Origin of the sequence: Actinokineospora sp. NBRC 105648 (genome assembly GCF_030269645.1) — a bacterium.
GTDB lineage: Bacteria > Actinomycetota > Actinomycetes > Mycobacteriales > Pseudonocardiaceae > Actinokineospora.
Genome location: NZ_BSTR01000035.1, coordinates 62,954 through 84,001, shown reverse-complemented (window position 1 = coordinate 84,001; position 21,048 = coordinate 62,954). Strand labels below are relative to the sequence as shown.

General features: G+C 71.4%; 21 protein-coding genes and 1 rRNA gene. 13 read left to right on the top strand and 9 right to left on the bottom strand.

The window, feature by feature from the left end:
• Positions 1-3: 3 nt before the first annotated feature.
• From rrf to QSK30_RS26000, 5 genes are all read left to right on the top strand, one after another.
• Positions 4-120: ribosomal RNA gene (gene rrf, locus QSK30_RS26020) — 5S ribosomal RNA — on the top strand.
• A 129-nt stretch (positions 121-249) separates the two neighbouring features.
• Entirely contained in the window at positions 250-1,137 is an 888-nt protein-coding gene (locus tag QSK30_RS26015) for a GNAT family N-acetyltransferase (protein WP_285506636.1), read from the top strand.
• Positions 1,134-1,889 carry a type 1 glutamine amidotransferase gene (locus QSK30_RS26010; RefSeq protein WP_285506635.1) on the top strand — a complete coding sequence of 252 codons (756 nt, stop codon included), beginning with the start codon at positions 1,134-1,136 and terminating at the stop codon, positions 1,887-1,889. Before QSK30_RS26015 ends, QSK30_RS26010 begins: the two co-directional genes overlap by 4 nt.
• Before the next feature lie 4 nt (positions 1,890-1,893).
• Positions 1,894-4,875: a bifunctional [glutamine synthetase] adenylyltransferase/[glutamine synthetase]-adenylyl-L-tyrosine phosphorylase gene (locus tag QSK30_RS26005; protein ID WP_285506633.1), complete on the top strand. Its 2,982-nt coding sequence runs from the start codon at positions 1,894-1,896 to the stop codon at positions 4,873-4,875.
• A gap of 55 nt (positions 4,876-4,930) precedes the next feature.
• Entirely contained in the window at positions 4,931-5,341 is a 411-nt protein-coding gene (locus QSK30_RS26000) for an acyl-CoA thioesterase (RefSeq protein ID WP_285506631.1), read from the top strand.
• A gap of 15 nt (positions 5,342-5,356) precedes the next feature.
• On the opposite strand, the gene QSK30_RS25995 is transcribed toward QSK30_RS26000, so the two are convergent.
• From QSK30_RS25995 to glnA, 3 genes are all read right to left on the bottom strand, one after another.
• Positions 5,357-6,439, bottom strand: a complete 1,083-nt coding sequence (locus QSK30_RS25995) for a DUF1611 domain-containing protein (RefSeq protein ID WP_285506629.1) — start codon at positions 6,437-6,439, stop codon at positions 5,357-5,359.
• Between the two features lie 185 nt (positions 6,440-6,624).
• On the bottom strand, positions 6,625-6,843 hold the full coding sequence (locus QSK30_RS25990; RefSeq protein ID WP_285506627.1) for a hypothetical protein: 219 nt from the start codon (positions 6,841-6,843) through the stop codon (positions 6,625-6,627).
• 169 nt (positions 6,844-7,012) lie between these two features.
• Complete coding sequence (gene glnA / locus QSK30_RS25985) at positions 7,013-8,437, bottom strand: type I glutamate--ammonia ligase (RefSeq protein WP_285506625.1); 1,425 nt, start codon at positions 8,435-8,437, stop codon at positions 7,013-7,015.
• A gap of 234 nt (positions 8,438-8,671) precedes the next feature.
• Between glnA and QSK30_RS25980 the strand changes: the two genes are divergently transcribed.
• Entirely contained in the window at positions 8,672-9,163 is a 492-nt protein-coding gene (locus QSK30_RS25980) for an RDD family protein (RefSeq protein WP_285506623.1), read from the top strand.
• 163 nt (positions 9,164-9,326) lie between these two features.
• Here the strand turns inward: QSK30_RS25980 and QSK30_RS25975 are convergent, their stop codons facing one another.
• The 3 genes from QSK30_RS25975 to QSK30_RS25965 are packed head-to-tail and all read right to left on the bottom strand — an operon-like array spanning position 9,327 to position 11,560.
• Positions 9,327-10,139 (bottom strand): GNAT family N-acetyltransferase, encoded by an 813-nt coding sequence (locus QSK30_RS25975; protein ID WP_285506621.1) that lies wholly within the window; start codon positions 10,137-10,139, stop codon positions 9,327-9,329.
• Positions 10,140-10,179: 40 nt separating this feature from the next.
• A complete protein-coding gene (locus QSK30_RS25970; protein ID WP_285506619.1) occupies positions 10,180-10,779 on the bottom strand; it encodes a Uma2 family endonuclease in 600 nt (199 codons plus the stop codon).
• A 52-nt stretch (positions 10,780-10,831) separates the two neighbouring features.
• A complete protein-coding gene (locus QSK30_RS25965; protein WP_285506616.1) occupies positions 10,832-11,560 on the bottom strand; it encodes a DUF4191 domain-containing protein in 729 nt (242 codons plus the stop codon).
• Positions 11,561-11,622: 62 nt separating this feature from the next.
• Here QSK30_RS25965 and QSK30_RS25960 point away from each other — a divergent pair, with 62 nt between their 5' ends.
• The 6 genes from QSK30_RS25960 to QSK30_RS25935 all read left to right on the top strand — a co-directional run bounded on the left by QSK30_RS25960 (position 11,623) and on the right by QSK30_RS25935 (position 15,945).
• Positions 11,623-13,734 carry an ATP-dependent DNA helicase UvrD2 gene (locus QSK30_RS25960; protein WP_285506614.1) on the top strand — a complete coding sequence of 704 codons (2,112 nt, stop codon included), beginning with the start codon at positions 11,623-11,625 and terminating at the stop codon, positions 13,732-13,734.
• A 128-nt stretch (positions 13,735-13,862) separates the two neighbouring features.
• A complete protein-coding gene (locus QSK30_RS25955; protein WP_285506612.1) occupies positions 13,863-14,150 on the top strand; it encodes a hypothetical protein in 288 nt (95 codons plus the stop codon).
• Positions 14,151-14,280: 130 nt separating this feature from the next.
• Positions 14,281-14,676 carry a WhiB family transcriptional regulator gene (locus QSK30_RS25950; RefSeq protein ID WP_285506640.1) on the top strand — a complete coding sequence of 132 codons (396 nt, stop codon included), beginning with the start codon at positions 14,281-14,283 and terminating at the stop codon, positions 14,674-14,676.
• On the top strand, positions 14,673-14,888 hold the full coding sequence (locus QSK30_RS25945) for a hypothetical protein (protein ID WP_285506610.1): 216 nt from the start codon (positions 14,673-14,675) through the stop codon (positions 14,886-14,888). The genes QSK30_RS25950 and QSK30_RS25945 overlap by 4 nt, the downstream gene beginning before the upstream one ends.
• Before the next feature lie 167 nt (positions 14,889-15,055).
• Complete coding sequence (locus QSK30_RS25940; RefSeq protein WP_285506608.1) at positions 15,056-15,727, top strand: DUF742 domain-containing protein; 672 nt, start codon at positions 15,056-15,058, stop codon at positions 15,725-15,727.
• Positions 15,728-15,738: 11 nt separating this feature from the next.
• Entirely contained in the window at positions 15,739-15,945 is a 207-nt protein-coding gene (locus QSK30_RS25935) for a hypothetical protein (RefSeq protein WP_285506642.1), read from the top strand.
• 519 nt (positions 15,946-16,464) lie between these two features.
• Here the strand turns inward: QSK30_RS25935 and QSK30_RS25930 are convergent.
• Both QSK30_RS25930 and QSK30_RS25925 read right to left on the bottom strand, forming a co-directional pair.
• Positions 16,465-17,766: an ABC1 kinase family protein gene (locus tag QSK30_RS25930; RefSeq protein WP_285506638.1), complete on the bottom strand. Its 1,302-nt coding sequence runs from the start codon at positions 17,764-17,766 to the stop codon at positions 16,465-16,467.
• Between the two features lie 143 nt (positions 17,767-17,909).
• The gene (locus QSK30_RS25925; RefSeq protein ID WP_285506607.1) at positions 17,910-18,962 is read right to left on the bottom strand and encodes a hypothetical protein; all 1,053 of its coding nucleotides are present in this window, start codon (positions 18,960-18,962) and stop codon (positions 17,910-17,912) included.
• A gap of 81 nt (positions 18,963-19,043) precedes the next feature.
• Here QSK30_RS25925 and QSK30_RS25920 point away from each other — a divergent pair, with 81 nt between their 5' ends.
• Positions 19,044-19,604 (top strand): M48 family metallopeptidase, encoded by a 561-nt coding sequence (locus QSK30_RS25920; RefSeq protein WP_502871887.1) that lies wholly within the window; start codon positions 19,044-19,046, stop codon positions 19,602-19,604.
• 45 nt (positions 19,605-19,649) lie between these two features.
• On the opposite strand, the gene QSK30_RS25915 is transcribed toward QSK30_RS25920, so the two are convergent.
• Positions 19,650-20,981, bottom strand: a complete 1,332-nt coding sequence (locus QSK30_RS25915; RefSeq protein WP_285506603.1) for a zinc-dependent metalloprotease — start codon at positions 20,979-20,981, stop codon at positions 19,650-19,652.
• Positions 20,982-21,048: the final 67 nt, after the last annotated feature.

Here is a 21,048-nt window from a genome sequence, read left to right as displayed (position 1 = left end):
TGTTACGGCGGTCATAGCGGTGGGGAAACGCCCGGTCCCATCCCGAACCCGGAAGCTAAGCCCACCTGCGCCGATGGTACTGCACTCGTGAGGGTGTGGGAGAGTAGGACGCCGCCGGACTAAAATTGGGTCAAGCCCCTGTGTTCCTCGAGAAATCGAGGAACACAGGGGCTTTTCTCGTTTGAGGTCGTCAAGGGCCCGTACCGAAAATCGGTCGCTGGTGTCGACTGGGCCGGGTCACCATGGGCTATGACCGTCACCCGACACGCGACCGCGCACGAGTTCTGGGAGCAGACCCGCGGCCTCTTCAGCGCCGATCCCATTCGGCACACCGGTCCCATCACAGTGCTGAACCAGCTCGTGGGACAGGCTCTTACGGGCCAGGCCGCGGCCCAGGACGACATGCTGTTCCTGACCGCTCACCGCGGCAGTGAACTGGTGGGTGCCGTGCTGCAGACGCCCCCGCACCCGCTCGCCATCTCGGGACTGCCGGTCGAGGTGCACGACGAACTGATCAACCACCTGCTGGCCAACGACATCCGCCTACCGGGCGTGCGGGGTCCGCGAGACGTGGCCGAGCTGTTCATCCAGCGGTGGACAGTGGCGACTGGGGCGGCGGTCTCGCGCATCGTGCCTGAACGGCTCTACCGGCTCGAGGCACTCGCGGTGCCAGCCCGCGAGGGGCACGCGCGGATCGCGACCACCGAGGACCTGCCGCTCGTTGGGCGCTGGTGCGACGAATTCGCCGACGAGGTCACCGGGGAACCGACGGAAGACGCGACCAGTCGGTCTGCCAACGGCATCGAGGTAGCGAGCGCCGCGATGGCGAACGGGCGGCCGAGCGTCATCTGGGTCGACGGCGACGACTCCGCGTTCGCGATGGTCACGGCCCCACTGCACGGCATGTCCCGGATCGGGCCCGTCTACACCCCGCACGGCAAGCGGCGCCGCGGCTACGGCAGCGCGGTCACCGCCGCGGCTGCCCGGTGGGCGTTGGACCAGGGCGCCCGGGACGTCCTGCTGTTCGCCGACCTGGACAACCCCACCGCGAACTCGATCTACCAGAAGATCGGCTTCCGGCCGGTCCTGGACGCCGTGGATGCGGAGTTCGCGGAGCGGAATACTCTCGACCCGTGACGTCCGCACGCATCCTCGTCGTCCAGCTCTCCGACCTCGACCCGCCCGGCAGGCTCGTGGAGTGGCTCGCCGACGCGGGCGCCGAGATCGACCTGGCGCACCCGTACCGGGATCCGCTCCCACCGAGCCCCGCCGGCTACTCGGCGGTGGTGTGCCTCGGTGGGCCGATGGGCGCCAACGACGTGATCGCGCACCCCTGGCTCGTCGACGTCCGCAGGCTGCTGAGCACCTGCGTGTCCGGTTCGGTCCCGGTGCTGGCGGTCTGCCTCGGCGCGCAGCTGCTCGCCGTGGCCACCGGTGGTCAGGTCGAAGTCGGCGACAAGGGCCCCGAGGTCGGCAGCGGCCTGGTCGCCAAGCGCGACCTGGGCTGGGCCGACCCGCTGTTCGCCGACCTGCCGCTGATGCCGGACGTGGTGCAGTTCCACTCCGACACCGTCACCCGGCTGCCGGTGGACGCCGCGCTGCTCGCCTCTGCGACCAAGTACCCGAACCAGGCGTTCCGGGTCGGCCGGGTCGGCTACGGCATCCAGTTCCACATCGAGACCACCGCGGAGATCGTGCTCGACTGGGCGCGCAACGCCCCGGAGACCGCCGGCTGGGCCCGGCCCGGCGACCTCGAACCGGACCGCTTGGCCGAGCTGCACGCCGATGTCGAGGAGACCTGGCGCCCGTTCGTCGACCGGTTCGTGCGGCTCGCCCGCGGTGAGCTGGCCCCGGTGGACACCGGCCGACCGCAGCTCCCGATGATCTGACGCCATGGCCGACCGCGCCCGCTCCATCTCCTCGGCCGCCCGCTTCGGGCTCACCGAGAGCCGTGCCGAACAGGACCTGCGGGCCGCCGGGCTGTGGGGCGACAACGGCCCAGAGCACGAGGTCATCCTCACCGCCCTCTCCCGCACTCCCGACCCGGACCTCGCGTTGCGCGGTCTGGACCGCATCCGCGAGGCCGACCCGCAGGCGTGGCCGGAGCTGCGCGGGCAGTTGGAGTCCGACCGCAGGCTGCGCGGCAGGCTGATCGCCGTCCTGGGGTCGTCCAGCGCGTTGGCCGACCTCCTCGCCGCCCGCCCCGGCGAGTGGCGCAGGCTGGTCGGCGAAACCCCTGCTGAGCACTACACATCCGCGCTGTACGCCGCCGTTGGTGCTGCGGGTGAAGGCCCGCAGGGGCCGGTGGCTGCGCTGCGCGGTGCTGAAGCGATCCGCGAGCTGAAGTTCGCTTACCGCGGCCTACTAATGGAACTCGCCGCGGACGATCTCGGTCACCTGGTCGAGGCATCGCTACCGGTCTGCTCTTACGACAAAGTCGCCGACCAGCTGAGCGAGCTGGCCGAGGCAGCCTTGCGGGCAGCCCTAGCGGTGGCGTGGGCTGAGAACCGCTCACCAGACCAGGCCCGGCTCGCGGTGATCGCGATGGGCAAGTGCGGTGGGCACGAGCTCAACTACGTCAGCGACGTCGACGTCGTGTTCGTCGGCGAGGGCGACACCGGACTGGCCACCAGGGTCGCCAGCGGCATGATGCGGATCGCCACCGAGGCGTGCTTCGAGGTCGACGCGGGCCTGCGCCCCGAGGGCCGCAGTGGTGCCCTGGTCCGCACCCTCGACGGCCACGACACGTACTACAAGCGCTGGGCCAAGACCTGGGAGTTCCAAGCGCTGCTGAAGGCACGGGCGGTCGCGGGCGACGCGGAACTCGGACAGGCGTACCTCGACACGGTTAGCCCGATGGTGTGGAACGCGGCCGATCGGGACAACTTCGTCCCCGAGGTCCAGGCGATGCGCAGGCGGGTCGAGGACCACGTGCCCGCCGAGCTCATCGACCGCGAGCTCAAGCTGGGGCGCGGTGGGCTGCGCGACGTCGAGTTCGCCGTGCAGCTGTTGCAGCTCGTGCACGGCCGCACCGACGAGTCGCTGCGCCTCGGATCCACTGTGGACGCCCTGGCCGCGTTGGGCTCAGGTGGCTACGTCGGTCGCACCGACTCCGCGGAACTCGCTGAGTCCTACCGGTTCTTGCGCACCCTCGAGCACCGGCTGCAGCTGCAACGCCTGCGCCGCACGCACCTCTTCCCCAGTGACCAGGAGACCGACGAGCTGCGCTGGCTCGCCCGCGCCAGCGGCATCGGCCCTGAGCGCGGGCGCTCGGCCGCGCAGGTCCTGCACGCGGAGTTCCGCCGCAACACCAACCGGATCCGCCGGCTGCACGAGAAGTTGTTCTACCGACCGCTGCTCGAAGCCGTGTCCCGCGTCCCGACCGACGCGCTGCGGTTGACCGCCAAAGAGGCCGAGGCGCGACTGGCCGCGCTCGGCTACACCTCGCCGCAGGGCGCGTTGCAGCACATCAAGGCCCTCACCGAAGGGGTCTCGCGGCGCGCGGCCATCCAGACCGCGATCTTGCCCGTGCTGCTCGACCTCCTGGGGGCGACACCGGACCCGGACGGCGGGCTCTTGGCCTACCGCAAGGTGTCGGAGGCGTTGTCGTCCACGCCGTGGTACCTGCGGGTGCTTCGCGACGAGGGCGCGGTCGCCGAGCGGTTGGCCACCCTGCTCGGCACCTCGAAGCTGGTACCCGACCTGGTGGTCCGGGCGCCCGAGGTGCTGCGGCTGCTGGCCGAGCCCAAGGAGCTCGCGGTCCGCGACCCGGCCGAGGTGGCGCAGTCGTTGCGCGCGGCGGTGAAGCGGCACGGGTACCTGGGCAATGCCGTCGCCGCGGCTCGGTCGCTGCGCAGGCACGAGATCCTGCGGATCGCCTGCGCGGACCTGTTGGGGTTCACCGATGTGCTGGCGGTCTGCGCGGCGTTGTCCAGCGTCTGGTCCGCGGTGCTGGAGGCCGCGCTGGCCGCGGTCGACCGGGCCGAGGCCGCCGCGGCGGGCGGTCACCTGGCGACGATCGCGGTGATCGGCATGGGCAGGCTCGGCGGCGCGGAGCTGGGGTACGGCTCGGACGCCGACGTGCTGTTCGTCTGCGAGCCCGCGCCCGGGGTCGCCGACGCCGACGCGCTGAAGTACGCGGGCCGGGTCGCCCAGGCGGTGCGCAAGCTGCTCGGCTCGCCCAGCCAGGACCCGCCGCTGCAGGTCGACGTCGACCTCCGGCCGGAGGGTCGGCAGGGCCCGATCGTGCGCACAATGGAGTCCTACCGCGCGTATTACGCCCAATGGGGTGAGATCTGGGAAGCGCAAGCGTTGTTGCGCGCACGCCTGGTCGCGGGCGACCCGGATCTCGGTGCCCGGTTCCTGGCGATGATCGACCCGATCAGGTACCCCGAGGGGGGACTCGACGCCAACCAGGTCCGCGAGATCCGCCGGATCAAGGCCAGAGTGGACACCGAGCGGCTGCCGCGCGGCGCCGACCCCACGACGCACACCAAGCTCGGCCGCGGCGGCCTCGCCGACATCGAGTGGACCGTCCAGCTGCTCCAGCTGCGGCACGCGCGCGCCCACCCCGAGCTGCGCACGACGTCCACAGTGGACACCCTGGTCGCCGCGGCGGCCGCCGGGCTGGTCGCCCCCGAGGACGCCGAGGAGCTGCGTGCGGCCTGGCTGCTGGTCACCCGGGTGCGCAACGCCGCGTCCCTGGTGCGGGGCAAGCAAACCGACCAGGTCCCCACGCACGGGCGGGAGCTGTCCGCGGTCGCCTACGTCATGGGCACGCCGCTCGCCGAGGACCCCGGCAAGTTCCTCGACGACTACCGCCGCAGCACCCGCCGGGCCCGCGCGGTCGTCGAGCGCGTCTTCTACGACGGCTGAGGTCCTGGTCACCAGCGCGGGCAGCGGTCCGCGGCGGACTACTACCCTCCGGTAGATGACCTGGAGCATCCGCGTACCGGTGCGCAGCTACGAGCTCGACAGCCTCGGCCACCTCAACCACGCCGTCTACCACCAGTACGCGGAGATCGCCCGGGTCGAGGGGTTCGCGGCCGCCGGGTGCCTCTGGTTCGACCTGATCTCCGCCCGGGTCGCCCCGGTGCTGCTGTCGTCCACCATCGACTTCCGCCGCGAGCTGCGCGCGGGCGACGAGGTCGAGGTCAGCCTGGTGGTCAAGTTCGGTAGCGGCAAGACCTTCAACGCCGACTCGGTGATCACCAAGCTGGACGGCACAGTGGCCGCCGAGATCACCTGCCTGCTCGGCGTCATGGACCTCGACCGGCGCAAGCTGGTGACCGACCCGAGGGCCGTGCTGGCCCAGCACGGCCTCGACGTCGACCGGCTCTAGGTCCCGGTCAGGCGGTCAGGCGAGGACCTCGCCCACCTCGTGCTCCACCATGGCCTCGGCGACCGCGCGGCGCAGCAGCTCCCCGGCCAGGGCCGGGGACTGCAGGTCGAGCGGGCCGTACACCGGGACGTCCAAACCGGCCTGCGCCTCGCGCACCGCCAAGGGGGACGCGGTCAGCACACCGCTCACCGCGAGTACCGGGTGGCCGCCGGCCTGCAGGCGCTGCACCCCATAGAGGGCACCGGAAGAGTCCGCCGCGGAGAAGAGGACACCGCTGGTAATACGTCGAATCTCTTGCCGGTCGAGCAATTGCGCCGTCTCCGGCTGGAGCAGGCCGTCGGCGATCTCCAGCACGATCGCGTCGACACCGCGCGCCATCAGGTGTCCGTGCAGCAACAGCGAGCTGGACACCAGGCGGTCCAACGGGATCCGGAAGGTGGTGGCCATGCCCGCGTCGGTGAAGTCCAGCGCCACCACCGCCCCCGAGTCGCGGAACAGCCACGGGTCGCCGCCCGCCGCGGTGCCGGTCAGCTTCGCCGCGCCGACCCGCAGGCCCGACCGGGTGAGACCGTGCACCAGCGAGGCGACCGTCGTGGTCTTGCCCGAGTTCATCGACGTGCCGACCACGATGAACGTGGGTGGCTTGCGTAGCGCGGGAAGCGGCGCGCCCAGGGCCAGGTCGGACACGTTGAGCACGTGCCCGGCGGGGTCGCCCACCAGCCCGAGGGGACGGACCGTGGTCGGCGCGCTCACCGCGGCGTTGCGGCTGCGCACCTTGCCCAGCACGCCACCGGCGGCCACCAGGTCGCAGGCGCCCAGGTCGTCGGGCAGCTCGGCCTCGAAGTGGTCCGGCGCGTAGCGCGCGCCGTAGGCGACCAGGACCTCGTCGCCCACGTAGAGCTTGGCCTTGCGGCCGTCGGTGAGCTCGAGGACCTGGTGGTAGCCGACCTTGGTGATCTCGGCCAGCACGAGGTCGCCGTGCCGCGGCTGATGATCACTGTGGTGGACGAGGGTCAGCGGGGAGTCGCGATCGAGATTGCGCACGGCGTAGGCCGCCTTGAGTCGGTCGACGCGCGCGGGATCAAGGGGAGCGAACATGGCTGGGTCCTCGTCGATAGCGGAAGAAGCGTCCGAACGAGACCCGTGCGGACGTCGGTGCGCGGGAGCGTAAGGCTTCGTGAGCCGTCGGGGGAATCCCACACCGGGTCTCGATTCGGGAAACACTTCAGCTACCCAGCTAGCGGCCCGGTCCGGTCCGGATGATCTACCTGATCGGGTGGAAATCAGGCGGGCCCGGGCCACGCCGGGCGCACCCGCATGGCCCCCCGGCGCGCCTCGATCCCGGCGATGCCGGTGAACAGCGCGCGCGGGTCGACGGCCAGCCGCAGCGCGGTGATCGCGTCCTGCTCGCTGCCCGCGCAGGTGTCGAACAGCGCGTGCTCGTCGTGCACGGTGACGGTGACCTCGGTGGTGACGACGTACTGGCGTCCGTTGCTGGTCATGATCCAAGTGTCGGTCGGCGGACCGCGGTGCCACATCGGAGACAACCCCGGATTCGCCTCAGGGTCGCCACCCACCCCTCTCAGGGACACCGCGTACGACAAGAGCGGCGGCCGAGGGCAAGACCCTCGACCGCCGCTCTCGTACCTCTTAGCGGATCACACTCGGCGATCAGACGTCGTAGTACAGGCCGAACTCGTACGGGTGCGGGCGCAGCCGCAGCGGGTCGATCTCGTTCTCGCGCTTGAGCGCCACCCAGGTCTCGATCACGTCCGGGGTGAACACGCCACCCTCGAGCAGGTAGTCGTGGTCGGCCTCCAGCGCGTTGAGCACCTCGCCCAGCGACGCGGGGACCTGCGCGACCTCCTTGGCCTCCTCGGGCGGCAGCTCGTAGAGGTCCTTGTCGATCGGCGCGGGCGGCTCGATCCGGTTCTTCACGCCGTCGAGGCCCGCCATCACGATCGCGGCGAAGGCGAGGTAGGGGTTGCCCGAGGAGTCCGGGCAGCGGAACTCGACGCGCTTGGCCTTGGCGTTGTTGCCGGTGATCGGGATCCGCACGCAGGCGGAGCGGTTGCGCTGGGAGTAGACCAGGCTGACCGGGGCCTCGTAGCCGGGCACCAGGCGGTGGTAGGAGTTCACCGTCGGGTTGGTGAAGGCCAGCAGCGACGGGGCGTGCGCGAGCAGGCCGCCGATGTAGTGCCGCGCGGTGTCGGACAGGCCCGCGTAGCCGGACTCGTCGTGGAACAGCGGCGTGCCGTCCTTCCACAGCGACGAGTGCACGTGCATGCCGGAGCCGTTGTCACCGAAGAGCGGCTTGGGCATGAAGGTGGCGGACTTGTCCGCGGCCCAGGCGGTGTTCTTGATGACGTACTTGAACAGCTGCAGGTCGTCCGCGGCGTGCAGCAGGGTGTTGAACCGGTAGTTGATCTCGGTCTGGCCGCCGGTGCCCACCTCGTGGTGCGCGCGCTCGACGGTGAAGCCCGAGTCCTGCATGTTCAGCACCATCTGGTCGCGCAGGTCGGCGAAGTGGTCGACCGGCGGGACCGGGAAGTAGCCGCCCTTGAACCGGGTCTTGTAGCCCTTGTTGTGGCCGTCCTCGTGCGCGCCGGTGTTCCACCAGCCCTCGACCGAGTCGATCTCGTGGAACGAGCCGTTCTCGGTGTAGTCGAAGCGGATCGAGTCGAAGATGTAGAACTCCGCCTCGGGGCCGAAGTAGGCGGTGTCGGCGATGCCGGACTCGGCGATGTACTGCTCGGCCTTGCGCGCGATGTTGCGCGGGTCGCGGCTGTAGGCCTCGCGGGTGAACGGGTCGTGCACGAAGAAGTTGATGATCAGCGTCTTCTCGATCCGGAACGGATCGATCCGCGCGGTGTAGGGGTCGGGCAGCAGCAGCATGTCCGACTCGTGGATCGACTGGAAGCCGCGGACCGAGGAGCCGTCGAAGGCCAGACCCTCGTTCCAGGCGTCCTCGTCGAACGCGCTCGCGGGCAGGGTGAAGTGCTGCATGACGCCCGGCAGGTCGCAGAACCGGACATCGACGAACTTCACGTCCTCGTCGGCAATGAAGCGCAAGACCTCGTCGGAAGAGTTGAACACGCTTGTTGGCTCCTTCGTCTGCTTCGCCGGCCCTGACCCGGCCCACCGCGCGAGCGGGCAGCCGATGGTGTCCGGCGATCACGGCTACCGTGCCGTGCCCGCTCCGTGATGACGCTAGGAGCACGGTGTTGCCCGACCATCACCCGGATGTTTCGCCGGTGTTAACGACGCCCAAGTGTGCGCCAGAGCATGCCGGCAGCGGCCACGGCGGGCACTTCGTCCTACCCTGGTGGGGTGAGCAGATGGACCGGAACCTGGCTGTCCGGACCGGGCGCGGCCCTCGAGGCCATCGACAACGCGGACGGTCCGGTTCGATACCGAGGCGAGCGCCTCGGCCTGCCCGAGCGCGGCCCGGGGTCGGTGGCCTCGAACGGCCTGCGGCTGGGCGCGCTGCTGGTCGACCTGGTGCTGGCGTCCCTGGTGACCTCGGTGTTCCTGCGCCCGGACTACGGCGACCCGGCGACGATGTGGCGGTTCAACATCTGGGCGGGCCTGGTCTGGCTGGTGATCTCCTCGGTCGGGGTGTCGTTGGCCGGGTTCACCCCCGCGAAGGCGCTGCTCGGGATGCGGGTGGTGCGGATGGACGGCACCGCGCTGGTGGGCCCCTTCCGGGCGATCCCCCGATCGGTGCTGATCGCCCTGGTCATCCCGGCGGCGATCACCGACAAGGACGGCCGCGGCCTGCACGACCGGCTGGTCGGCACGATCGTCCTGCGCACCCGCTAGCCCGGTGCGGGAACCGACCAGCGGGCTGGCGTAGGCGTTGAGGTCGAACGGCGGGTGATGTGCTCGCGCAGCACGGCCCGGTGCTCGGGCGGGTCGGGTCTGGCGGTGGACTTTCGGCCACGGAGCTCGCCGACGGATCGGCGTGGCTCGGGTGCCCCAAGGGCTAGTTCTCGGCCAGGTGCACGGCGTGCGCGACCGGGGTGAAGCCGACCTTGCGGTAGACGCGGTCGGCGTCCGCGCTGCCCGGCGTCAGCCAGGTGAGCGTGGCCCCGGCGAGCTCGGCGGCCGCCCGCACGGCGTGCGCGGTGACCAGGCCACCCAGCCCCCGCCGTCGGTGCGCCGCGGCGGTGGCCACGCCGACGATCTCGGTGATGCCGTCGGCGACCTGGGTCCACGAGGTGACCGCGACCGGCTCGCCGTCGGCCAACCGGGCCAGCACCGAACCGCCGTCGGCGGGCAGCGGCGGAGGTCCGGTCGGGAGGTCACCGGCCATGCCGAACGCCGCGTTGGCCACCTCGGCCCCCGCGATCCGGTCGGCCGCGGTGCGGACGTAGTCGACGGTCACCCCGTCGGGGGTCGCGGGCACGACCACCTCGGCGGCGGCCAGCGTCATCACCGGGATGCGCATGGTGACGGTGAGACCGGCGGCCGCCAGCAGGTCGGCCGCGCCGGGGCAGGCCTCGTCGATGAGCTCGAAGCGCAGGGCACCCGGCTGGAACTCGGCCCGCAGCAGCTCGATGGCCTCGGCCACCTCGGCGGCGTCCTGGACGGGCCGCCCTGGACGTGAGGCGACGGCGTAGGACAGGAAGGCAGGCCCGTCGACGGCGAGCAGCCCGGTGAACGGCCCGGCCGGGACGACCCGCCTGGCCTGCTGGAGCACCGGCAGGTCGTCGTCCCCCACCACCCGCCTGGCCCGGCTGAGCCCGGACAACTGGGCGGCGGCGATACGGGACGCGAGCGGATCAGCAGTCGACACGGCAGGCAAGCTAGCCCGAAACCGCTCCGCCCGCCCCCGATTAACCGAGCGCGTCCAAGTCGACGGTCAGCGGGAACGGCTCGTCGGTCGTGAACAGGCCGGTGGCCTCTTGGCGCTGCTGGTAGCCGAACTGCTCAGTGAGGTGGCAGGCCAACAACGAGGTGGGCCGCTCGGTGTCGACCAGCCAGTAGTGCGGGATCCCGGCCTCGGCGTACTCCGCGTACTTGGTGATCCGGTCGGTCCGGCGGGAGCCGGGCGACACGATCTCGATGACGACCAGCACCTCGTCGGCACGGATCAGCCCGCCCTGCTCGTCGACCCGGTCGCCTGCCGCGCGGCTGTGCACGATCAAGTCCGGCCGCCTGCTGAACCCGGGCTGCCCGGCTGGCAGGAACCTCAGGTCGATGTCGAGGTCTTGGACCACGCTGAGGTGGTCCGGCAGCTGACCGTCGACCTGCTCGTAGAGCTCGCCGGACGCCTTCATGTGCCGACGGTCGGGACTTGGGGACGTCAGCAGGCGACCCTCGAGCAACTCCGTGTACCCGTGTGTCGGCTCGCCGAACTCCAGGTACTCCTCAATGGTCAGAAGGTGCGTCGCAGGCGCGTTGGACTCGACTTGGTGCTTCGGTGTCGCGAACACTGGCCACTCCTCACGTTCGACCGGAGGGTGGCAGAGGGGGACGACAATCGGCCTAGCGGCGGCGCATGGTGCGCTGGACGCTGCGCATCTTGGCGCCCGCGGGCATCGGGCCCTTGGGCAGGGCCGCGCCGCGGGCGGCGATGGCGGCCAGGCGCTTCTCGACGCCGTCGATCTGGTTCGGGCGCAGGTTGTTCGGCAGCTTCATCAGGTGCCGCTGCAGCCCGCGCAGTTCGACCTGGCCCTCTTCGTGGCCGACGATGACGTCGTAGATCGGGGTGTCGCCGACGATCCGGGCGATCCGCTTCTTCTCCTGCGCGAGCAGCGTCTTCACCCGGTGCGGGGCGCCCTCGGCGACCAGGATGACGCCCGGGCGGCCGATCACCCGGTGCACCGCGTCGAGCTGGGTGGTCCCGGCGACGCTGGGGGTGACCCGCCAGCGGCCGCGCAGGTTGTCCAGCGCCCAGGCCGCCGCGCCGGGCTGGCCGTCGGCCTTGGAGTAGACGTTCTTCTGCACCCGGCGACCGAAGATGATCACGGCCGCGAGCAGGCCGAACAGGATGCCGACCGGCAGCAGGAACCACTGGATGCCCAGCAGCCAGCCGATGCCGAACACCACGCCGGTGATCACCAGCAGCGCACCGGCCATCCACGGGATGAGCCCCTTGTCCTCCTTGCGCTGCATGTTGAACGCCTGGAAGATCTGCCCGCGCTTGGCCTTCGACTCGGCCTTGCGCGCCTTCTTGGCCTCCGCGGCGGCCGCCTTGTCCTGCTTCTCAGCCATAACCACCAGGATACGGGGCGTCGTCCCCCGGTTGGTGACCGCGCTCTGTAAGTATGCTCCCCATGGCTGGCGGACCCCGACCCGGAAACCTGCTCGCCGGCCTGGACCCGGACCAGCTGGCCGCCGTCGAGGCGCCCCGCGGCCCGGTCTGCGTGCTCGCGGGCGCGGGCACCGGCAAGACCAGGACCATCGTCAGCCGGATCACTCACCTGATCCACTCCGGGCACGTCACCCCCGGTCAGGTCCTCGCGGTCACCTTCACCGCCCGGGCGGCGGGGGAGATGCGCACCCGGCTGCTGGCGATGGACGTGCACGGTGCCCAGGCCCGCACCTTCCACGCCGCCGCCCTGCGCCAGCTGCGCTACTTCTGGCCGCGGGTGGTCGGCGACGCGCCGTGGGACCTGGTCGACGGCAAGCTCCGCCTGGTCGGCCAGGCCGCCCACCGGGCGGGCGCGGGTACCGAGCGGGACACCCTGCGCGACCTGGCCAGTGAGATCGAGTGGGCCAAGGCGTCCCTGGTCGCGCCCGAGGACTACCCGGCCGCCGCCGCCCGCGCCCGCCGCGACACCCCGGCCCCCGCCGAGCAGGTGGCCAAGGTCTACACGGCCTACGAGTCGCTGAAGAACGCCGCGCGCGTGCTCGACTTCGACGACCTCCTGTTGCACACCGCCGCCGCGCTGGAGGAGCACTCCGCGGTCGCCGAGGAGTTCCGCGACCGCTACCGCTGCTTCGTCGTCGACGAGTACCAGGACGTCACCCCGCTGCAGCAGCGGGTGCTCGACGCCTGGCTGGGCCACCGCGACGACCTGACCGTGGTCGGCGACGCGAACCAGACCATCTACTCGTTCGCCGGTGCCTCGCCCCGGCCGCTGCTCGACTTCACCCGCCGCTTCCCCGAGGCCACCGTGGTGCGCCTGGAGCGCGACTACCGCTCCACCCCCGAGGTCGTCTCGCTGGCCAACCGGGTCATCTCCGCCGCGCGCGACCGGCCCGCCGGTTCCCGCCTGCGGCTGATCGGCCAGCGCCCGACCGGGCCGGAGCCGGTCTTCGCCGAGTACGACGACGAGCCCGCCGAGGCGGCCGCGGTCGCGGGCCGGATCAAGGAACTGGTCGAGCAGGGCACCCCGCTCAGCGAGATCGCCGTCCTCTACCGGGTGAACGCGCAGTCGGAGGTCTACGAGCAGGCCTTGGCCGAGCTGGAACTGCCGTACCTCGTGCGCGGTGGTGAGCGGTTCTTCGCGCGCCAAGAGGTCCGCCAGGCCATGGCCGCGTTGCGCACGGCGTGCGGCAGGCCCCCCGAGGGGGAGTTGCCCGCGGTCGTACGAGCTCTTCTCGCGCCGCTCGGTTTAAGCGACGAGCCACCGGCGGGCGGTTCCGCGCGGGAGCGCTGGGAGGCGTTGCTGGCGCTGGTCGAGCTGGGGGAGGAGTTGGTGGCCACGGTCGCCGACGCCGACCTGCACCGGTACGTCGCCGAGTTGGAGCAGCGCGCACAGGCCCAGCACCCGCCCACGGTGGAGGGCGTCACGTTGGCCTCGCTGCACGCGGCCAAGGGCCTGGAGTGGGACGCGGTGTTCCTGGTCGGCGTGGCCGACGGCACGATGCCGATCCAGCACGCCGACGGCGACGACGCCGCGATCGAGGAAGAACGCAGGCTGCTCTACGTCGGCGTCACCCGCGCGCGCGTTCACTTATCTCTGACGTGGGCCCTTTCGCGTACCGCGGGCGGTAAGCGCTACCGCAGGCGCAGCCGGTTCCTCTACGGGCTGATCCCCGAGAACCACCCCACCGCGCGCGTCGCCGCGGTGCGGCAGCAGGAGACCCCGCGGCCCGCGATGGGCCGGGGGATGACGCCCGTCCGCTACTGCCGGGTGTGCGGCGACAAGCTGGTCGGCACCATGCCGGTCAAGCTCGGGCGCTGCCAGCACTGCCCGTCGGACCTCGACGAGGGCCTGCTGGCCGCGCTGCGCGAGTGGCGGGTCGACCGGGCCAAGGGCCTGAAGGTGCCGCCCTACGTCATCTTCACCGACGCGACGCTGCTGGCGATCGCCGAACAACGTCCGGCGGACCGCGCCGCGCTGGTGTCGATTTCCGGCATCGGGGCCGCCAAGCTGGACAGGTTCGGGGCCGAGGTGCTCTCCTTGATCTCTGGGGTTCACCGTTCGAGTGATGTGTGACCGGCGTCACGCGAACTTCTGGAAAATCGGTTGCACGGCCTCCGCGAAGGCCAATAACCTGCAATAGCGGGGCACGAAGTGCCCCGGAGTCCAAGCCCACGACGGCGAGTGCGAAGGAGGTGGCCCCGATGGTGATCTTCACGATGACCAAGGACGGCGGCCGCTTCCCGATGTCGCTGGGGACCGCTGAGCACAGCTGCCTGGAGGGCCTGAAGCAGGCCACCCGCGGGCAGTGGGAGCGGACCGTCGGACTGCCTGCCACTGGGGTGGAGACCTCGGGCAATCCGATCAGTGCCACTGGGTTCGAGCCTGCCACCGGCAGCACCTTCGGTGCCGTCGCGGCCGCGTCCTACGCCCGAACCATCGATCTCGTCGTTCCGACCCAGCTGTCCGCAGCCTCAGGCTGGAGGACTTGACGCGCGTCAAGTAACTCCTGGCCCGAGGCCGCGGACTCCGACACCGGAATCCGCGGCCTTTTTGTTTGCCCAAAACCGCCTGATCACCATGGTTTTCCCAGTTCAGATGACACGTCAGGAGTTCAACACCATGTCCACCGCCACTGTTCCGCTCACTGGCGGAGCACTCTCGGACCTGCTGGGGTCCCAGGGCTCCGGGGTGAGCGAGCTGCTCGACGCGGCTCCCGCCGCGGGCCTGGACCTGCCCTGCCGGTCCAACGACAACCCGGACCTGTGGTTCGCCGACGCGCCCGCCGAGCTCGAGCGCGCCAAGGACCTCTGCGGCGACTGCCCGGTGCGCGTCGCGTGCCTGGCCTCCGCACTCGCACGGCACGAGCCGTGGGGGGTCTGGGGCGGCGAGATCTTCGAACGCGGAGTCGTCATCGCGCGCAAGCGCCCCCGTGGGCGCCCGCGCAAGGAGGACGTCGCCGCCCGTACGGCGGCCGACCGCGTCACCACCGGTACCCGGGACGAGGTCGCCGCGTGAACGCCCTGCTGAAAGACCCGATGTTGACCTTCAAGCCTGAGGGATCCCCGCAAATGTTGCTCTATGAGAATCTCGCGAGATCACGAATGCGCGAGGCGGAGCAGGCTGCGCGTGCGCACCGCCTGGTCCGCCTGCTGAGCGCGGCCAAGCGCTGGGAGCGCGTCTCGAGCTGGGCATCACGGCGCGCCGATCGCGTCACGTCCAGCCTCTAGACCGCTCTCCTGCCCTGAACGCGAAGCCCGCCACCGGCCGGTCCGGTGGCGGGCTTCGGCCGTTCGGGTGGGAAACACGATGGAAACGAACTCGTCACCGATCACCCCGCTGACCAGCGCTACGGTGGGTTCCCCTGTCCACGACGCGCCTTGGGGCTCACGTGGTGATGCGGTTCGAGGAAACGGGCGCCACCGGTGGTGGGCGCAGGCACAAGCGCAAGACCGACGTGGGCCGCACCGGCGCCCGCTTCGGCCCACCCGGCCAGTGGCGCGCGCCCGAGGACCCCGACGAAGCCGACCCCCTGCTCCCACCGGCCCCGGACTCCGACGTCGGCCTGGTCGGCGCACGGTTCGGTGGCCAGTCGCGCAAGCGCCGCAAGCCCGACACCCCCACCGAGACCGAGCCCTGGGCCGACGAGGAGAACGACGACCCGCCGGTGGCCGCCGACGTGCCCGCCGAGGCCGACCTGTCAGCGGACTGGGCCGAGGAAGACCACTCCGAATGGCTGGCCCGACCGGAGTCGCACGCCCTGGTCCGCCCGTACGCCTGGACCGGCGGCCGCACCCGCACCCGGGCCGACCTGGCGATCGAGGCCCTCGTCTCCACCACCGGCACAGCGGGCGCGGTGTCCTGGGAACACCGGGCGATCACCGAACTGTGCGTCCACCCACGCTCGGTCGCCGAGATCGCGGCACTCGTGGCAGTGCCCCTGGGCGTGGCCCGAGTCCTGATCAGCGACCTGGCGGACTCCGGCGTCCTGACCGTCCACCGGGTCGCCGACGAAACACCGAACCTGGGCTTCATGGAACGAGTGCTCGAAGGCCTGCGCAAGCTCTAAGCTGGCCAGCCGTGGCAGACGACAACACCCAGAACGCGGGCGACAGCGCCAGCGACGGAATCGCGTGCGCGCTGTGCGGCAGACTCCGCAGCGCCGGCACACCGCTAGAGGCACTGGCCTGGGTGAAAGACGAGGGCAACCGCTGGCTGTGCCCAGAATGCGGCCGACGCCACGTCCGAGACATCGAGGGAAAACTCCCGGCTGAATACTGGAATTAGCTCAAACCACTGAAGCTTGCCCAGACCGCTGGTGGTTGTCGGAAAAGCAGAGTTGAGCCGGTACTGCCGAGAATGGCACCTCCACGAATGGCACCTCCACAGCAGCGGAGAGGCCGACTCGGCAGGTCCCGCAGCCGAAGGCCGACCTCGCTGGTACCGCAGCGGATAGACCGACAACCCTGGTCCCACAGCCGAAAGTCGACTGCGCTAGTCCCGCAGCGGAGAGGTCGACCACGCTGGTCCCACAGCCGAAAGCCAACCCCACCAAACCGCAGCGGTGAGGCCGACCCCGCTGGTACGCAAGTCCCGTTACGGATGCTCGATCTAGTGGACTCGCTTCGTGTGGGGGGAGGGCACCGCTAAACTTGCCTGGTAGTGGGGATGCCCTTCACCCCACGCTTTCCCCACCGCGGTGCTCTAGGGGCCCCACGCGAAGCGAGTTCACTAGATCGAGCCCCCGTCCTTACTCGGGCAACAAAGACGGCAACACGGAAACGAGTTCAAGCCCCGCGCATAAGCTCAAGAAGCGAACCCAGGCTGCCACTGCGAGATGATCGACCGCATCGAGAACTCCGCGTCCAGCTGGCACAGGATTCCGGTGGCCCCAGCGGTCACCCGCTGGATCAGCAGGTACTGCGGCGGCAGGTTCAACGACCGCCCGGTCTTGAAGTCCTGTCCCCGGAGGTCCCCCACCCGCTCAGCCTGCCGCTGCATCCACTTGCGGGTGAAGTGGAAGGTCTCCACCGAGGCGGGCTGGGTGAACGGTGCCAGGTAGGCCAGCACGTCGTCCGGGTCCAGCCGCATCCCGGGCCGGATGAACCCCTCGTCGCGCATCAGCTCCATCAGCTCGGTGGACTCGCCCTCGATGGACAGCCGGGTCATCTGCCCCAGCGGCCTGGGCAGGCCCTCGGGCAGCCGGGCGACGGCGCCGAAGTCGATGACGCAGAGCCTGCCGTCGGGCAGCAGCATGAAGTTGCCGGGGTGCGGGTCGGAGTGCAGCAGGCCCGCGCGGGCCGGGGAGGAGAAGTGGAACTCCGAGAGCAGCCGGCCCGCCAGGTCGCGGTCGGCCTTGGTGCCGTCCTTGATGACCGACGCGAGCGGGCGGCCGTCGACCCACTCGGTGATGGTGACCTTGGGGGCGCTGGCGACCACCTTGGGCACCAGCACCTGCTCGTCGCCCGCGAAGGCCTTGGCGAAGGCGCGCTGGTTCTCCGCCTCGGCGCGGTAGTCCAGCTCCTCGACCATCCGGTCGGTGAGCTCCTGGAGCAGCGGTTTGATCTCCATGCCGGGCGCGAACGGCTGGAACAGCCTGCTGAACCGCTGGAGCTGGCGCAGGTCGGAGAGCAGTGCCTCGTCGGCGCCCGGGTACTGGACCTTGACCGCGACCCGCCTGCCGTCGTGCCAGACGGCCCGGTGCACCTGGCCGATGCTGGCCGCGGCGGCGGGCACGTCGTCGAACTCGGTGAAGCGCGCGGCCCAGCCGCGGCCCAGCTGCTGGGCCAGGACGCGGTGCATGGCCTGCGCGCTCATCGGCGGGGCGGCGGCTTGGAGCTTGGTGAGCGCCTCGCGGTAGGGCTCGGCGAGCTCGTCGGGTACCGCCGCCTCGAACACCGACAGCGCCTGCCCGAACTTCATCGCGCCGCCCTTGAGCTGGCCGAGCACCGCGAACAGCTGCTCGGCGGTGCGCGCCGAGAGGTCCGCGCTGACCTGTTCGGCACTCTGCCCGGCCAGCCGCTTCCCCCAGCCGCCCACCGCCCGGCCCGCGACCCCCAGCGGAATGCTGGCGAGTCGCGCCGTGCGCGCGACGGTCTTGCGTGGCATATCGGTCACCGCACGATTGTCCCCTGTTCGGGCCTGTGGTCGCAGGTGAATACGCGCTCGGATATCAGGGGACCGCTCACAGTGGCACCCGGGTACCGGTCGACTACCCGGCGTTCGTGGTCCGAATTGCGTGCTTTGGGCGGTCATCGGCCGAACAGGCCCCGGTAGTCGGGCCGGGTGGCCGCCCGACAACCACAGGCCGTGTGCGGTGACCACGGCCTCCGGTCGAGGGTGGCGGCGAACGCATCGATCTCCACGGCCGTGTTCCAGGTGCTCGGCGGGGACTTCGACGGTTCGCGCAGCCAGCCGAGGGCGTCGAGGGCCTGTGCGGCGGCGACACCCGCGGTGGCGTGCACGGTGGCCAGGTCGGCGGCTTGGCTGCGGCCCGCGAGCTGGGCGGCCACCAGCGGCCAGCACGGGTCGAGGTCGGTGCGCTGGTGGTCGGCGCAGCGCAGGCAGCCGCTCACCCCGGGGACCACGAACGGGCCGACGATGCCCACGCCGTCGCGCACCCGCGCGCACAGGTGCGGCAGCCGGGCGGCCATCACGTCGGCGACCAGGTCCGGGCGCGGCACCACGGCGTCGGTGAGCAGCACCAGGTCCGGTCTGCGCCGGGTGAACCGCTGGGTGCCGACGCTGTCCTCGGCCCGGGTGATCGCGTCGTGGGCGGCCTCCTGCCGGGGCCTGCCGATGTCGGCGCGGCGCAGGCCCGCGCCGACGTCCTCGGCGGCCACCTCGCCGCGGGCGTGCACGTGGACCTGGCCCACGCCCGCCTCCGCCAGCAGGCACCCGATCGCCACGGCCAGCCGACCGTCGCCGTGGATCCGGACGCCCAAGCCCGCGCGGTCGCTAGGGGCCGCGGTGGGGGACCGCCCCGCGGCGGCGGTGTCGTCCGCCACGAGCCTGCGCGGCAAAGCGGGGGTGACCGCGCCCGCGTCCTCGACCAGGCCATGGCCCACCAGGTCGGCCAGCAGCTCGACCATCGCGGCGCCGTGCGGGCCGACCTGGGCGAGCAGTTCCTCGGTCGTGCGGCCGCCGGTCAACCCCGCGGCGGCCGCGACCACCTGGTCCGGCAACTCGGCGAACACCCGGGCCCGCCTCGGGTCCAGGCCGACCTGGATCTCGCCGGTGCGCCGGTGCAGGACGGCCACGCCGGGCCGGAGCCGGGGCCGCTGGGGACGTGCTGGTTCTCGCATGCGCCACAGCGTCCCGGACTCCGCCGATCGGCGGATCGAGTTGTCCACAGGCGAGAGTCACACCCTCCCGGTCCTCCCGCGATGTCGGTGCCGCCCCTTACGGTTGGGGGCGTGGTCGAACACCGCGTCGAGGTGCGCCGGAGCAAGCGCAGGACTCGAACCGTCACCGCCTACCGCGAAGGCGACACCGTCATCGTCCTGATCCCGGCCAGGCTCTCCAAGAAGGAGGAGGCCCACTGGGTGCAGGAGATGCAGCGCAGGCTGCTGCGCAACGAGACGCGCAGGCGCTCGCCCGCGCGCACCTCCGACACCGCGCTGCTGGCGCGCTGCGGCGAGCTGTCCCAGCGCTACTTCGAGGGGCGGTGCGACCCCGAGGCGGTGCGCTGGGTGCCGCCGATGCGCACCCGCTGGGCGTCCTGCACACCCGCCGACCGCACCATCCGGGTCAGCGAGCGGCTGCGCGAGGTACCGGCCTGGGTGCTCGACTACGTGCTCGTGCACGAGTTGGCCCACCTGCTGGTCCCCGGGCACGGCGAGGACTTCTGGGCGCTGGTGCACGCCTACCCCAAGACCGATCGGGCGGTGGGCTACCTGGAGGGGCTCTCCGCCGCCGCGGGCTGGGGCATCTCGACCGAGGACTGAGGCCCGGGGCGCCGAGAGGGCCCCGAGCCCGGCGGGGTGGCCGCCTCAGTCCTCGGTGGTCTCGTCGTTCTTGCGCTTCTCGGCTTCCTCGGTGCGCTGGAGCTGGGCGATCGGGTCGTCCTCCAGGTCGGTGGACTGCCCCAGCCGCTCGGCGAACTCCATCGGGTCGTCCAGGTCGGCGGCGGTGGGCATCAGGTCCGGGTGCGCCCACAGCCCGTCGCGGGCCTCGATGCCGTGCTGGTCGGTGACCAGCCGCCACAGCGCGGCCGCGGCCCGCAGCTTGCGCGGCCGCAGCTCCAGCCCGACCAGCGTGGCGAAGGTCTGCTCGGCCGGTCCGCCGGAGGCCCGGCGGCGGCGCAGGGTCTCGCGCAGCGCGTCGGCGCCCGGCAGCCGCTCGGCGACCGCGTCGCCGACGACGATGTCGACCCAGCCCTCCACCAGGGCCAGCAGCGTCTCGAGCCGGGTCAGCGCGACCTGCTGCTCGGGGGTGGTCTGCGGTTCCAGCACACCCGAGCGCATGGCCTGCTCGATGGTCTCCGGGTTCGCCGGGTCGACCTGGGTGGCCAGCTGCTCCAGCGCGGCGGTGTCGACCTTGATGCCGTTGGCGAACTCCTCGACGGTGGCCAGCAGCCGCTGCCGCAGCCACGGCACGTGCGCGAAGAGGCGCTGGTGGGCGGCCTCGCGGGCGGCGATGAAGACGATCACCTCGCTGGCCGGGCGCTCCAGGCCCTTGGTGAACTCCTCGATGTTCGCGGGCAGCAGCGCCGCGGTGGCGGGCGGGCCCAGCGGCAGACCGATGTCGGTGGCGGTGAGCACCTCGGCGGCGAGCTGGGCCAGGGCCCCGCCCAGCTGCGAGCCGAACGCCATGCCGCCCATCTGGCCGACCATCGCCAGCAGCGGACCGGCCTGCTCCTTGGCCTCGGCGGGCAGCGCGTCGACCCAGGCGCTCGACATCCGCCTGGCCACCGGGTCGCACAGCCGCTGCCAGGTGGGCAGCGTGTGCTCCACCCAGTCGCGGGCGGTCCAGGCGCGCGCGGAGGTGGCCCCCGCGGGCAGCGTGGTGGCCGGGTCGAGCCACATCTCGGCCAGGTGGACCGCGTCGGTGACCGCCTTGGCCGACTCCGACGGCGCGCTGAAGCCGACCTGGCCGCCGAGCTTCTGCACCGCGATCTGCTTGGCGAGGTCGTAGTTGACCGGCCCGCTCGAGGTGCCCGCCTGGCTCATCATCTGGCCGAGCTGGCTCAGCATCTGCCCGAGCTGGCCGAAGGCGTCGAACGGGTTCTCGCTGCCGCCGCCCTGCCCGGGGGCAGACTTGTCCTTGTCTTTGTCCCGGTCGTCAGGGTCCGGCGCGCTGAAGCCGAACTGGAACTCGCTCATGGGTCCACGGTACGCGGCGCCACCGCGGGTGTGCCGTCCGGTGATCCGCCCTGGGTGAACGCACGTA